Raw genomic sequence first — 14,369 nt, 5'->3', positions numbered from 1 at the left:
TCAGGTCATCTCCGATCTCCGGGCCCATCGCGGGATGTGCCGTCGAGGGGCTGGAAGCGTCGGCAGGAGCGCGGTCTGGGCAGGTGCCGCCAACAGCGAGGCGGCCACGGCCAGATGGAGCAGATACGGCGAGGCGTCGCCCAGGCCTGCCTCGGTGTACGAGGCGATCGCGCAGTAGCTGATCAGGAAGATCGCGCAGGCCCGCTGCAGCGACGGCGGCCGCAGCAACGCGACACCGCCGAGGACCAGGATGATCGCCGCCACGACGGCGGCGCCGACCAGTCCCTGCTCCTGGTAGACGGCCAGCCAGCTGTTGTCGATGGGCAGCCCGTCGAACGACTTGTCGCCCAGGCCCATGCCGAACAGCTGCTTCGTGGTCGTCCGGGGCGCCGCGAGGAGGGCGTCCCAGACCTTGGCCCGGCCGGTGAGGTTGGCGAAGTTCTCCTGGCTCTGCCCGCGCAGGAACCACGCCTGGAGCGCGGAGCTGAACCCGACCGCGGCCACCGTGGCGCACACCACGGTCCAGGTGAAGAACCGGCGGGCGGCGGCGCTGGTCAGGAGGAGCGAGCCGATCCCCAGCACAAGCCCGATGAACAGGCCGAGCGTGGCCGTCCGGGTATGGGTCAACACCAGCAGGACGAACGATGGCACGATGATCACCGCCGCGGCGGTCCTGTCGGTCCGGCGCCCCAGGACGAGCAGCACGGTGAGCCCGATGATCACCGCGGCGTACTGTCCGATCTGCGGCGGCGTGAGCGGCCACAGCGCGCCGACGAGGCGGCCGCCGTAGAGGTCCGGCAGGGCCGCGCCCGGTGAGATGACCAGGCCGGCGGCCACCGACCCGAGCACCACGAAGTACATCCGGATGTGGTGCCGGACGAACGTCAGGCCGCCGTCCCACCAGCGGGTGAGCAGCCACAGCGTGCCGATGAAGAGCGCGAGGCGGGCGCAGCGGAACAGCGCACCGAACCCGGACTCCAGATCCACGCTGGAGATCACGCTCGGCACCAGGAGCAGGGTGAGCAGCAGCACAAAGGCGCTGGATCGGATGCGCAGCCGGAGATTGACCGCGAGCGCCAGTGCGAACGCGGCGACCAGCGCGCCCATGGTGGCCATCTGGATGAGGGAGCGGGGCAGCGGGACGATGGTCTCCGCCCCGGCGGAGCCGAGCGTGTTGAGGACCAGCAGCCCCCAGATGACCCCGACGATCCTCGGTGTGCCCGCAGCGCCTGCTTCGGCCACCTCAACCACCGTCCCGTGAGCGGAACGTACTGCCCATGTCCTGCCGGTAGGGCGCACCCTGCCACTCCCCGAAGTCGAGCACCTGACTCTGATCCTTGGCGACGAAATTCCACGGTCCGACGTAGACGTTGTCGTACCAGCGGTTGTGCTGCTTGGCGGTGATCGCCTCGGCCACCCGCTCGCCCTTGTACGGCGACCAGTCCGGATAGGTGCCGTAATTGGCGAGGAGCGCCATGCGGTCACACTTCGCCGTGCACTTGACGACGGACTTGTCCAGCACGAAGCGGTTGTCGTGGATGTCCACCCGCTGGGTCTTCCACCGGCAGTCGGCGTAGAGCGGTGCGGTGACGATCGCCGGCTTCGCGCAGCGCTTCGCCTTCTTCACGAGCAACGTGCAGTCACCGGACGAGGTGTTGGCCGGGCTGTTGCAGAACCGGTCGGCGTTCTCCCACAGGGTGATCCCGGACCAGTTGTTCTCCAGGACGTTCCCGTTGATCTCGATCTTGTCGGTGCGGGCCGGGATCCGTGGCTCGCCACCGGACTCGGACAGGTAGACGGTCGCGTACGGGAAGCTGTCGCCCTTCTTGGCCTCCCTGCGGCCCTCGACCCAGTTGTTCCGCCGGATCGTGTTCTTCCGGATGACCGCGTTGTAACTGGTCTCATAGATCAGCGCGGCACCGTCGTTGTCCTCGAGCACGTTGTTCTCGATGCGGAAGTCGTTGTTGTTGGTGTCCGCCCACAACCCGGTCCCGCGGTTGTCGTGCACCCAGTTGCCGCGGATGTCGGCGCCGTCGACGGCCCAGAACTTGATGCCGCCGGTGCAGCCGCAGCCCTCGCGCCGCCGCTCCCAGTCGCCGGTGTTGTTGCCCACGATCTCGTTGCCCTCGACCACCAGACCGCTGATACGGCCGTTGGCCTTGTACGCGTTCATGCCGTACTGGCCGTTCTCGCGCAGGCAGCTGGAGCGGACCTTCTGGCGGGCGCCCGCCATCAGCCCGGCGCCGGAGTTGCGCTGGATCGTCGCGTGCTCGATCACCCATCCGTCGGCCGAGTCGTGATTGACCACGCCCTCGTCCGGCGGTGCCACGAAACGCTGCACGGTCAGATAGCGGATGGCCACATTGCGGGCGCCGCCGCCGAACGCGTACTGGTTCTTCTTCCCGCCATCGAGCACCGCGCCCGGCGCACCGACGTAGCGGTCCCCCTCCTTCGGGATGACCTGGGCGTAGCGGTCCGCTTCGAGCCTGTGCTTGCCGGGCCGAAGCCAGAACGTGGTGTGCGGCGGGCTGCTCTTGGTCTTCGCCGCCAGGTCACCGACCACCGCGGGGTCGACGGTCACCGCGCCCGCCGGCGCCTTCGCCGGCCCGGCCGCGGGCTTGGCGCACACCCGGGCCATGGGCGTGGACGGCGCAGCCGTGGTCGGCACGGTGGCCGGCTTCGCCTCCGTGCCGCCCGTGCTCTCACAGCCGGTCGTCGCCAGCAGGGCCAGCGCCAGCGCCCAGTGCCGCCTCTTGATCCCCACGCGCCCCCCTAGCCGAACCTGAGCGCGGTGGTGAACTCCTCCGCGCCGTCGGCGAAGCCGGTGCCGATCAGCGTGGTGGTGGGTTCCTTGCGCCCGAATCCGGCGGAGTACCAGCCCAGCGGCGGTTCGGTCTCGCCGTGGTGCACGCGCCAGGACAGCTGTCCGGGCAGGTCGAGCACGGCGGAGCGGTCCTCGCCGTCCCGGGTCCAGGTGAGCACGGCGCGGTTGCCCGCCAGGTCCGCGGCGATCACCGGGCCGAGGTGGAACGCCAGGCGCACCTCGGCCCTGCGCGAGCCGCGCACCTCGTCGACAACCTTCAACTCCTGTCTCACGTAGGTCAGTTCGACCCGTCGTCGGTGGACCGAGCCCTGGTAGCCGTCGTGCTCGGCGCACCAGCGGGCCACGCCCCGCTGGGAGGTGTCCGCGGTCAGGACGCGGCTTCGGGCATGCCGGGTCCACAGGAAGGGGCCGCCGGAGACGGACTGGTCGGTGCCGTCGAGTTGCAGGGTGTTGTGGCCGAGGGTCGACCGGAAGTACTGCCGCCACCGGGGCTGCCCGTGGTAGCAGTACGTACCCGGATCGGCGAGCACCTCGACCCCGTCGTGGCGGACCTCGACGGACAGCGCGTCCGCGTGGGCGTGTGCGGCGATGGACAGGAAACCGTGCGGGCCGCCGTCGCAGCGGCACCAGATCTCCTCCGGCGCGCTCTCTGCCGGACTGCGCAGGATGGTCATGCCCGCGTCGGCGAAGTGGGCCGGTCGACTTGCCGGGCGGGTCATGGCCGGTGCGGTCTCATTCTTTGCGTACGGCCGAATGAGCGCGGCGAGGAGCGGGGTGCGTACGTCGCTTCTGGTCACTGCCGGCCACCAGTCGAGCCGGCCGAACACGGCGTCTCCGGTGGCAAGGAGCGAGGCCCAGCGGTCGGTGCCCGCGCCGTCGACGATGAGACCGTGCCCGTCGTCGGCGTCGCCCTGGCGTGGCGGACGTAAGCGGCTGTCCACGACGGCCGCGAGCGCGTCGGTCATCCGCAGCAGCACCAGCCGGGTCGACGCGGGGACCGGCACGTCGGCGGCATCGGCCTCGGCCACCGCGGCCAGGCCGAGCTCCAGGACGAGTCCGTGATATTCGGTGGCCAGCTCGCGGTTGAGGCCGGAGCCGAAGGTGTTGCTCCGCAGGTGCTGATCCAGCGACTTGAGCGCGCCGGCCCGCCAACGCGCCGAGGCGGGGAACCAGTCGAACGCGCAGGCCCCGGCCAACTGCCCGGCGGCCTCGGCGATGACGTGGTTGTTCGCCGAAGAACCCCGGCTGGGGAACGCGGCCAGCCAGCGCTGGTGGTGCCAGATCTGGTTCACCGCCACCGGGTTGTTCTCGAACAGCTCGCCCACGCCCGGCCAGCCGTCGAGCAGCCGGCGGATCCACACCCAGGAAAGGAGACGGATGCCCAGCTCGATGCCGCTGATCCAATGCACGCCGCGCAGCGGCGGGTTGGCCTTCCACCACGAGCGCAGATGCTCGGCCACGCGCTCGGCGTACCGCTCGTTCCCGGTGACCGCGTAGGCGGCGGCGAGCACGGTGAGGTACTGGTGCCGGGACAGCTCCCAGATCTGCTTGATGTCCCCGACCGCGTCCTCGTTCCGGTACGGCACGTCGAAGGCGTAGCCCCACGGAGCCCGGCGCCCGGTCTTCGGGTCGCTCCACCAGTCCGGGTCGTCCAGGTCGTCGCGGACCACCCCGAAGTACTCGACGTGCCCGTACATCAGCCGGTCCGCCTCGGCGACGAGACGCTTCGCGGCGTCCGCGGGGATCCCGGCGATCGTCCCGGCCGGCAGGACCGCGGTGAACCGGGCGCCGGTCACGCTCGGGCAGTCGGGCCGTGCCGATCGCCAACGCCGCCTGCGCACCGTGTCGCCCACCCGGCCGCCGACCTCGCGCGGCGCCATCCGGGAAAGGCGTCGCAGGTACCAGCCCGCGCTCATGGTCATCGCGGCCTCGCCAGCGTCACCGGCGCGCCGGCGGCCAGGCCTGCCTGCACGGCGAGGGTGGCCGACGTGGTGGCGACCAGCGACTCCAGCGGCACCGGCATCGGTCCGCCGGTCCGCACGGCCTTGATGAACGCGGCGAGCTCGGCGTTCTGGCCCTTGTCCCGGGCTTTGGGAAGCCGCGAACTGACCCACCGCTTACGGCGGCCATCGTAAACAGCGGCACGGACGAAGTCGTCGAGTCGCAGTACCTTGCCGTCCGCGACGAGATCCAGCGTCTCCTTGGGGAAGCTGGGCGCGCCGGTGGTGACGTAGCTGATGGTGGCGGTGGATCCGTCCGGGTAGTGCAGTACTACCTGCAGGTCCTCGTTGCCGGACGGGGCGGTCGCGTACACGGAGACCGGGTCGGACTCGAGCAGCCAGCTCGCCGTGTCGATGAAGTGTCCGCCCTCGCCGGCGAAGCGCGAGCCCTCGGTGCCCTGTTGGAGGTACCAGCTGCCGTGCTGCAGTCGGCCCGCGTTGACCAGGTAGCGCAGGCTCGCCGGTCCTGTCCGGGCGCCGAACCGGTTCCTGGCGTCCTGCAGCAGCGGCGCGAAGCGGCGGTTGAAGCCGACCTGCAGCCGGTCGTTGCCGGACTCCTCCACTGCCGTGAGCACGCCGGCCAGCTCGTCCTCGGTCAGGGCCAGGGGCTTCTCCACGAACACCGTCTTGCCCGCGAGGAGCGCTCGGCGGGTCAGTTCGGCGTGCGAGCTGTGCCGGGTGACCACGAAGACCGCGTCGATGGACTTGTCGCCGAGCACGGCGTCGAGGTCGGTGGTCGCCTCGGCGAAGCCGAACTTCCGCTGTGCGTTGGTCGCGGACAGCGCCGTCGTGGTGACAACGGTCGACAGCGTGACGCCGTCGCGCTGGGCCAGGTGCGGGAGCAGCATCGACGTCGCGTAGTTCCCCGCGCCGACGAATGCGAGGCGCACCGGCGCATGGGCGACCCGAGCCGGAACCCGCTTCACGTTCACCGTGGGCACGGCCACCGCCGGGGCCTGAGGCTCAGCCGTGTGTTCGGGGTACCGGAACAGCACGGCCACGGCCTTGAGTTCGCCGTCCTTCAGGCGCTGGTACGTCTCGACGGCGTCGTCGAGGTCGGCGACGTGGGAGACCAGGGGCTCCACGTCGACGCTGCCGCGGGCGAGGAGATCGAGGAAGCACGCGAGGTTGCGGCGCTCGGTCCAGCGCACATAGCCGATCGGGTAGTCCCGTCCCCCGAGTTCGTACTCCGGGTCGTAGCGTCCGGGACCGTAGGAGCGGGAGAACCGGACGTCGAGCTCCTTCTCGTAGTACGCGTTCCACGGCAGGTCGAGGCGGCACTTGCCGATGTCGACGACCCGGCCGCGGTCCCGGCACAGCCGGGCGGCCAGCTCGACGGGCTGGTTGCTGCCGCCACCGGCGGCCAGGTACACCTGGTCCACGCCGTGCCCGTCGGTGAGTTCGGCGACGGCGGCTTCCACGGCCGCGGACTCGGGATCGCCGCAGGCCGCGGCGCCCAGGCGCTCGGCGAGTTCGCAGCGCGCCGGGTCGGGGTCGACCCCGACGACGCGGGCCCCCGAGGCGGCGAGCAGTTGCACCACCAGCTGCCCGATCAGGCCGAGGCCGATGACCAGGGCCACGTCGCCCAGTTGGGGCTCGCCGCGGCGGACGCCCTGCATCGCGATCGACCCGACGGTGCCGAAGGCCGCGTGCCGCGACGCGAGGCCGTCGGGCACCGGGGCGTAGAGGTTCTTCGGCACCCAGTTCAGCTCGGCGTGCAGGGCGTGCTCGTTGCCGGCGCAGGCCACGAGGTCGCCGACCTTCACGTCGTCGATCCCGGGGCCGACCTGCTCGACCACGCCGCACAGCGAGTAGCCCAGCGGGGTGTAGGAGTCCAGCTTGCCCATCACCTTCTGATAGGTGGGGCCCACGCCGTTGGTGGCCACGCTCTGCATGACCTTGGCCACCTGGTCGGGCCGGGAGCGGGCCTTGCCCAGCATCGACATGCCGGCCTCGGACACCTTCATGAGTTCGGTCCCGGTGGATATCAGCGAGTAGGCGGTGCGGACCAGCACACCGCCCGGCTTGCATCCCGGCACCGGCACGTCGAGCACCGCGAGCTCGCCGCTCTTGTAGTTCTGAACTACCTGTTTCACCCGAAGTCCCCTTGTTTCTAAGCCGTCTTCTACGCTGCCGAGCGAGTGCTCCGGCCGGACCCGGAGGTCGCGTCGCGGTACCAGTACTCGAGGGTCAGCACATGCCACAGATGCTTGGAGAAGTCCCGCTGCCCGGCCGCGTCCTCGGCGACCATGCGCGCCAGCGCGTCGCGGCGCAGCAGCCCGGAGTTGACGAGCACGCCGTCGTTGACCACCTCGCGCACCAGCGGTGCCAGGTCCCGGCTCATCCAGGCCCGCAGCGGGGCGCTGAACAGGCCCTTGGGCCGGTACACGATCTCCCGGGGCAGGATCGAGGTGGCCGCCTCCTTGAGGACGGCCTTGCCCTGCCGTCCGACGATCTTGCGGTCGCCGGGCACGGCGAACGCCGCCTTGACCACCTCGACGTCCACGTACGGCACCCGCACCTCGGTCGAGGCGGCCATGCTGGAGCGGTCCGTGTAAGCGAGGTTGAGGCCCGGCAGGAACATCCGGGAGTCACCCAGGCACATGCGGTTGACGAAGTCGTCGAGCTCGTTGTCCTGGTAGATGTCCGCGTGCTCGGTCAGTACGTCGTCGACCGTGCCGGCCAGGTCCGGATCGACCAGGGCGAGCAGCTCGTCCTGGTCGTACATGGTGTAGCTGCGCCGGAACGCGGTCTCCTCCGGCAGGTCGGCGAAGGAGAGGAACCGCTTCGCGAAGCGCACCGACCGGTACCCCCGGCGGGCCGTGGCGACCGGCAGCCGGTCCACCGCCCTGGACAGCCCGCGCCGCAGAGGCCGCGGGATGCGCTGGTAGCGCAGTGCGATCAGGTTGGCCAGGTGCTTGCGGTACCCGGCGAACAGTTCGTCGGCGCCCATCCCCGAGAGCATCACCTTGACCCCGGCCTCGCGGGCGGCCGAGCAGATGAGGAACGTGTTGATCGCGGCGGGGTCGCCGATCGGCTCGTCCAGGTGGTACGTCATCTGCGGCAGCAGGTCGAGCACGTTCGGCGCGATCTCGATCTCGTGCAGGTCGACGCCGAACCGCGCGGCCACCTGCCGGGCGTAGCGCAGGTCGTCGGGCATCGCCTCGAACTTGGCGTCCTCGGCGCGGAACCCGATCGTGTAGGCGGAGATCCCGGGCTGGTGGCGGGACGCGAGGGCGGTCAGGTAGCTGGAGTCGAGGCCGCCGGAGAGGAAGGTCGCCACCGGTACGTCGGAGAGCAGGTGCCGCCGGGTCGACTCCTCGACGATGGCGGCCAGGTCCGGTTGTTCACCGCTACGGGCACGCTCCTGGCCCTCGGCGGCGACATCCTTCAGGTTCCAGTAACGGCCGCGCTCCACCCGGCCGTCGGGCCGGCACCGCAGCCAGCTCCCCGGCGGCAGCTTCTCCGCCTCGCGGAACGAGCACCGCGAGTCGGGCACCCAGTAGTAGAGGAGCGAGGCCACCAGGGCCGCGTGATCCACCTCCAGCGATCCGCCGGTGGCGGCGGCGAGCGCCTTGAGCTCGGAGGCGAACATCAGGCCCTGGCCGCGCCGGAGCAGGAACAGCGGCTTGATGCCCAACTGGTCGCGGGCGAGCACCAGTTCGCCGGTGCGCTCGTCGAAGACCCCGAACGCGAACATGCCGCGCAGCCGGGGCAGGCAGTCGGTGCCCCAGCGCCGCCAGGCCTCCAGGACCACCTCGGTGTCGGAGGTGCCGCGAAAGCGCACCCCGGTGGCCGCCAATTCGGCGCGCAGCTCAGGCGCGTTGTACAGCTCTCCGTTGTACGTGAGGACGAGGCCCCCCGAGACCATCGGCTGGGCGCCGGTCTCGGACAGGTCGATGATGGACAGCCGGCGGTGCCCGAGGTGCACTTCCCCGTCACCGGCGGGGTGGCTGTAGCGGCCCGCCCCGTCCGGACCGCGGTGGGCGAGGGTCTCGGTGAGCCGGTCGGTCACGGCCTTTCCGTCCGGCCACCGGTAAGTGCCTGCGATGCCACACATGTACTACCGCGCCTCCTGGTCGCTGTCCGGGACTCGAACCGCCCATGACGGCCGCTCCGTCGGCCGTCGGCCCGTCACTTTCTCCCGGGCCAGCCGCTCGTTGTGGCCGCGCAGCGCGGTGTCCAGGCCGTCCCACAGGGTGCCGTCGGTCCGGTCCCGCGGGTCGGGATCGATCAGCACCACACCGATCACCGGAATGAGCAGATCCGCGAGCTGCCGCGCCACCGTGTGCAACCATGCGGCGCTCGCGTGCCCGGCACGCACGACGAGCACCGTCTGGGTACCGAGGTCCGGCAGGCCCGTCCACGCCGTACCGGGCGCGACCGAGCCGACACCGAGCCGGCGCACCTCGTGCGGCACGGTCGCGGCACCCTCGACGCCGACCACGTCCGGGCCTCCTGGTTTCTGGCCCCGGTGGGCGCGCCGCAGGCCCGGCAGACCGTCGACGACGACCACCGGTCCGTCCACCGCCATGGCTCTGGCGAGGTCGAGGGCGATCACGCTCGTGCTGCCCGCACAGCCCAGTTCCAGCAGCGACAACGGTTCCGTGGAGCCACGAACCGTTCGGGCCAGGGTCGCCGTGAGCCGTTCGCGTGCCGTCCGGGTCCGTCTGCGCTGCCACAGCCTGACCCGCCGACGGCGCACACGGCGCAGTTCCGCGATGACCGAGGCGCCCAGGTTCGCCGCGATGTCCCGGCGCAGCACGGGACGGTCCGCCACCACCGTGCTGACCGCGGCCACCGCGAGCCCGAGAACGAGTCCGAGGACGAGCCCGATCGCGGCGTCGGTTGCGGCGGACTTGGGCAGGGAGTGCCGCACCGCGCGCGGGGCGTCCACGATCTGCGTACCGGCGACGATCTGGGGCGTACCCATGCGCGCCTCCTCGGCGCGCTGGTCGAAGTCGGCGATCCGCGAGTTGAGCTCCGCCCGGCGGGCGAAGAGCGACTCGATACTCGCCGACGCCTTCGGGTCGCTGTCCGGCGACCTGTCCCCGATCTCCTTGTTGACGCCCGCGAGTTCGTGCCGCATGCGGTCACCCTGGTCGCTCAGGGCCTTGGCCTCCGCCTGCGCGGATGCCTTCATCCGCCGCACATGGTCCGCGATGAACGCGTCCGCCAATGCCTTGGCCCGGGCCACCGCCTGCGCGTCGCTGTCACCTGTCACCTCGATCTGCAGCACGTTGTTGGTCAGCCCGGTCACCCGGTAGTCCTTCATGAAGTCCTCCGGCCGTTCCGGGGACTTGAGGGACTGCAGGGCCTTGTCGGCGATCCGTGTGGTCCGCAGCAGCTCCACGTCGGTGCGGATCAGCGTCCCGGTGTCGTTCGGCTGGTCCGCCTGATGCGCAACCAGCACCTTGGTCGCCGCGGCCGGCTCCGGCGGTCGCAGGACTGCCACCGCCGCGCCGATCAGCAGCCCCACCAGCGCCAGGGAGCACCACAGGCGACGGCGCCTGCGCACCGCCACCACCAGTGCCTGCAGGTCCAGCAGGTGAACGGATGCCGACGACTCCGAAGTCGTGCTCGTCGTCACGCGGAACCTCCCCTCACGTGGCCGCCCACCGCGAGCGCCAAGGTGGCGTCGTCCGGGGACTGCTCGGCGGACCGCGTCGGACGGCCCCGGACCGCACCGGCGACGACGATGCCGACGACCTGATGTCTACCGTCCGCACAGGCCTCGGCGATGCCCGCGAGTTCCCTCGCGGTCCAGCTGCCCGCGCTGAGGACGACGAGCGCACCGGACTCGCTGCCGCGGTCCGGCACCATCGGCCGGTCCACCGAGACTTCCACCACGCGCAGGACCGGATCGCTCGTGGCCTCGGTCACGAGGTGCCCGGCGGCTCGGCGGGCGATCTCGTCGCCGCCCGGTACGACAACCAACAGCTCGCGGGGGGCGGGTAGTTGGTCGCGGAGGCGTGTGCACACGCGCCGGTAGCGGATGCGCATGCCGGCCTCGTCGCCGGACCGCTGCGGGGTCGGCAGGTCCCATGGGATGTCGACACCGAGCAGCCGGCGGATCCGGTCGCGCGGGGCACGGTCTTCCGGCCGGTGCGCGCGCCGTTCACCCGCCACGTCGACGGTGCCGATGAGCGTCGACCCCAGCGCCGCGGCGATCTCCGGTTCGGAGCGCAGTCGGCGATTGCGCCGTACGGCGGCGAGATGGCCGATGACCGCGAACAGGAAGAACAGCAGCGCCCCGGCGGCGATGAGCTGCGTCCTCGTCGGTGGCGCCTCGCCGGTCGGCCGGGCAGCCGACCCCATGACGACCATGCCGCCCTTGTTGTTCGCGGGGTCGGCCTGGTCCAGCTTCGTCATGGCCTCCTCCAGTGAGGTGCGCAGCTTCTCGAGCTCGGTGCGGGCCTGCACGCTCTCCACGCTCTGCCCGGGATCGGCCGCATCGGCCAGCTCGGTGATGCGGCGGTTGGTCTCCACGACCTGCTTCCGCAGCGTCTCGGGCACCGTGGCCGCGTCCGTGTTGCCGCCGGCGATCCGCGTGGCGAACCTGACGAACTGCTGGGCCAACCGGTCCGAGAGCTGCTGTGCGTGCTTCGGGGTGTCGGCCGTTCCGGAGATCTTGATGATGTTCCCGTCGGCGGCTTTGGCGGTCACTCGATCCCGCAGGTCGGCGCCGCTGACACCGCTCCACCCAAGCTGGGAGGCCACGGGGTCGACCACCGACGAACTGGTCGCGATGTCGACCTGGGTCAGCAGCTCGCGCTCTTCCCACTGGCCCGGCAGCAGTACCGACGTCGACGCCGTGTAGCGCGGCGGGAACAGCACCACCGAGGTGCCGTAACCGACCAGCGCGCCCACCAGGGTGAGGACGGCCAGCAGCCGCCAGCGCCGACGGAGGATCTGCCCGATCATGGCCAGGCGAATCGTGTCATCGCTCAAGGACGCCGCCTCCCCCGTGCCCGGACCGGGCCGCCCGCCGAGACCGGAGTGTGGTCACGGCAGGCGGCGGCGTAGGCGGCGAGCAGCGACGCTTGCGAGTTCCGCCAGGAGAGCTGCCCGTTGATCCGTTCCTGGCCGATCTTGCCCATACGGGCCCGCTGCTCCGGATCGTCGAGGAGCACCGTGATGAGTTCGGCGAACTCGGCCTCGTCGTTGGCGGGCGCGTAGACGGCAGCGTCACCGGCGGAGACTCTCGCCTCCCGGAGGTCGAACGAGACGATCGGCCGGCCCATCACCATGTACTCCAGGACCTTGTTCATGGTCGACACGTCGTTGAGAGGGTTGCGCGGGTCGGGGGAAAGGCACACGTCCGCGGTGGACAGGTAGCGCACCAGATCGGCGTCCGGGATGCGTCCGGTGAACTGCACCTGCTCCGAGAGCCCGAACTGCCGGGAAAGGTCCACCATCGCGTCGAACGCGTCGCCTGCGCCGACGAACACCGCATGCCAGTCGCTCCGTCCGAGTTCGTCTCGCAGCTTCGCGAGAGCGCGCAACGCGTAGTCGACGCCGTCCTGCGGGCCCATGACGCCGAGGTAGCACAGCAGATGGGGCTTGCCGCGCTTCAGCTCCGGCTCGGCCGGCACCGGATGGAACCGGTCGATGTCGGGTGCGCTGCGCACCACGAACACGTCCTCCGGCCGCCGGCCGCCACGGCGCACCGCCACGTCCCGGTAGCTCTCGTTCGTGGCGAGCACGACGTCCGCGGCCCGGTAGGTCCGCCGCTCCAGCGCGCACACGGCGCGGTAGAGCAGGTCCTTGCCGCGGTCGAACCGGGAGAGGTACAGCTCCGGCACCAGGTCGTGCTGGTCGAACACGAACCGTGCGCCCTGCCGCTTCATCATCAGCGCCGGCAGGAACAACAGGTCCGGCGGGTTGCAGGCGTGCACCACGTCGACCGGGCCGACCTTGCGGGCCAGCCGGACGGTGTGCCACAACGCCGATCCGTACTCCCGCAGATAGCCGGCCGGTCCACCGGTGGCCGCGCGCAGCGGGTAGCGGTGGATGCGCACCCCGTCGATCACCGCCTCCGGCTCTGTGTCCCGCTTCTCCCCCCGGGGACAGATGACGTGCACTTCCCAGCCCGCGTCGCGCAGCGTCGTGCACTCCTGCCACACCCGCCGGTCGAACGGCACCGACAGGTTCTCCACCAGAATCAGCGCGCGCCGGTCCGCCCGGTCGCCGCTGGCTGTGTCTTCAAACGACGTGTCACCAAGCAAGGCCCACGTACCCCGGTTCGGTCCGGCGCGCCTCGGCGTCGGGAAGGCGGATGAGGTCGACGATCACGGGTCCTTCGCCATGGGGCAGCACCGACACCACGGCCGGGTCCTTGGTCCCGACCAGGCATACCTCGGCATGCTCGAGCACCTCGTCGACGGAGTCGGCGAGCAGCTGCGCGAGGTGCGGCAGCCGGGTCTCGATGTAGTCGCGGTTCGCGCCGAGCAGCCGGGACAGGCTCACGTTGGCGTCGTAGATCTTCAGGTCGTACCCCTTGCCGAAGAGCCTCTCCGCCAGCTCGACGAGCGGGCTCTCGCGGAGGTCGTCGGTGCCGGGTTTGAAGGAGAGACCGAACAGGCCCACCCGGCGCTTGCCGGTGCGCTCGACCAGGTCCACGGCGCGCTGCAGGTGTTCGGAGTTGGAGGCCAGCACGTGGGCGAGGATGGGCACCGAGACGTCGGCCCGCTGCGCCGCGTACACCAGGCTGCGCAGATCCTTGGGCAGGCAGGAGCCGCCGAAGGCGAAGCCGGGCCGCAGGTAGGCGGGGCTGATGTTCAGCTTGCGGTCGGCCAGGAACACGTCCATCACCTGGTGCGAGTCCACTCCGAGTGCCTGGCACACCGCGCCCAGCTCGTTCGCGAAGCCGACCTTGAGGCCGTGGAACGCGTTGTCCGCGTACTTGATCGCCTCGGCCGCCGGGATCGGCACCCGGAACACCTCGCCGGGCAGGCCCTCGTACAGGGACGCCACCACGTCGCCGCTCGCCGCATCGAGTTCGCCGATGACGGTCTTGGGCGGGTCGAAGAAGTCCCGCACGCTCGTGCCCTCGCGCAGGAACTCCGGGTTGACCGCGACCCCGAAGTCCACGCCGGCCGTGCCGCCGACGAACTTCTCCAGGATCGGCACCAGCAGGTTCAGGCAGGTGCCCGGAAGCATGGTGCTGCGGAACACGACGGTCTGCCGCCCACCCCGCTCGGCCACCGCGGCACCGATCTGCTCGGTGACCCGCTCCAGATACGTGGTGCACAGGCTGCCGTTGGGCTCCGACGGCGTGCCCACACAGACCAGCGACACGTCGCTGCCCATGATCGCCTCACGGACGTCGGTGGTGGCGCGCAATGCGCCCGTCCGCACGACCTCGGCGGTGAGCTCGCCGATCCGCTCCTCGACGACCGGCGCCTTGCCGCCGTTGACCATGTCGACCTTCACCTGGTTCACGTCCACACCGATGACCTCGTGGCCCAGGCTGGCCAGGCACGCGGCCGATACGCAGCCCACGTAGCCGAGCCCTAAAACGCTGATTCTCATTACCCGTCCCT

Annotated in this window: 9 protein-coding genes; all 9 read right to left on the bottom strand. The window is 70.8% G+C overall.

The window, feature by feature from the left end; all coding sequences use genetic code 11:
- From ACWFR4_RS36875 to ACWFR4_RS36835, 9 genes are read right to left on the bottom strand one after another with little or no spacing between them, the layout of a single operon-like run.
- Positions 1-1,242, bottom strand: a complete 1,242-nt coding sequence (locus ACWFR4_RS36875) for an O-antigen ligase domain-containing protein (protein WP_453656192.1) — start codon at positions 1,240-1,242, stop codon at positions 1-3.
- Between the two features lies 1 nt (position 1,243).
- Positions 1,244-2,764, bottom strand: a complete 1,521-nt coding sequence (locus tag ACWFR4_RS36870; RefSeq protein ID WP_453656191.1) for a right-handed parallel beta-helix repeat-containing protein — start codon at positions 2,762-2,764, stop codon at positions 1,244-1,246.
- 8 nt (positions 2,765-2,772) lie between these two features.
- Positions 2,773-4,746 (bottom strand): alginate lyase family protein, encoded by a 1,974-nt coding sequence (locus tag ACWFR4_RS36865; RefSeq protein WP_453656190.1) that lies wholly within the window; start codon positions 4,744-4,746, stop codon positions 2,773-2,775.
- Entirely contained in the window at positions 4,743-6,920 is a 2,178-nt protein-coding gene (locus ACWFR4_RS36860) for a bi-domain-containing oxidoreductase (protein WP_453656189.1), read from the bottom strand. Before ACWFR4_RS36860 ends, ACWFR4_RS36865 begins: the two co-directional genes overlap by 4 nt.
- Before the next feature lie 29 nt (positions 6,921-6,949).
- Positions 6,950-8,884, bottom strand: a complete 1,935-nt coding sequence (gene asnB / locus ACWFR4_RS36855; protein ID WP_453656188.1) for an asparagine synthase (glutamine-hydrolyzing) — start codon at positions 8,882-8,884, stop codon at positions 6,950-6,952.
- Positions 8,885-8,887: 3 nt separating this feature from the next.
- Positions 8,888-10,414, bottom strand: a complete 1,527-nt coding sequence (locus ACWFR4_RS36850) for a Wzz/FepE/Etk N-terminal domain-containing protein (RefSeq protein ID WP_453656187.1) — start codon at positions 10,412-10,414, stop codon at positions 8,888-8,890.
- Positions 10,411-11,775 (bottom strand): Wzz/FepE/Etk N-terminal domain-containing protein, encoded by a 1,365-nt coding sequence (locus ACWFR4_RS36845; RefSeq protein WP_453656186.1) that lies wholly within the window; start codon positions 11,773-11,775, stop codon positions 10,411-10,413. The genes ACWFR4_RS36850 and ACWFR4_RS36845 overlap by 4 nt, the downstream gene beginning before the upstream one ends.
- The gene (locus tag ACWFR4_RS36840; protein WP_453656185.1) at positions 11,772-13,052 is read right to left on the bottom strand and encodes a glycosyltransferase family 4 protein; all 1,281 of its coding nucleotides are present in this window, start codon (positions 13,050-13,052) and stop codon (positions 11,772-11,774) included. Before ACWFR4_RS36840 ends, ACWFR4_RS36845 begins: the two co-directional genes overlap by 4 nt.
- On the bottom strand, positions 13,042-14,358 hold the full coding sequence (locus tag ACWFR4_RS36835) for a nucleotide sugar dehydrogenase (protein ID WP_453656184.1): 1,317 nt from the start codon (positions 14,356-14,358) through the stop codon (positions 13,042-13,044). Before ACWFR4_RS36835 ends, ACWFR4_RS36840 begins: the two co-directional genes overlap by 11 nt.
- Positions 14,359-14,369: the final 11 nt, after the last annotated feature.

The organism is Streptomyces sp. NPDC055140 (genome assembly GCF_053607285.1).
The sequence above is the reverse complement of the archived record's forward strand: the minus strand, read 5'-3'. Positions and strand labels throughout refer to the sequence as shown.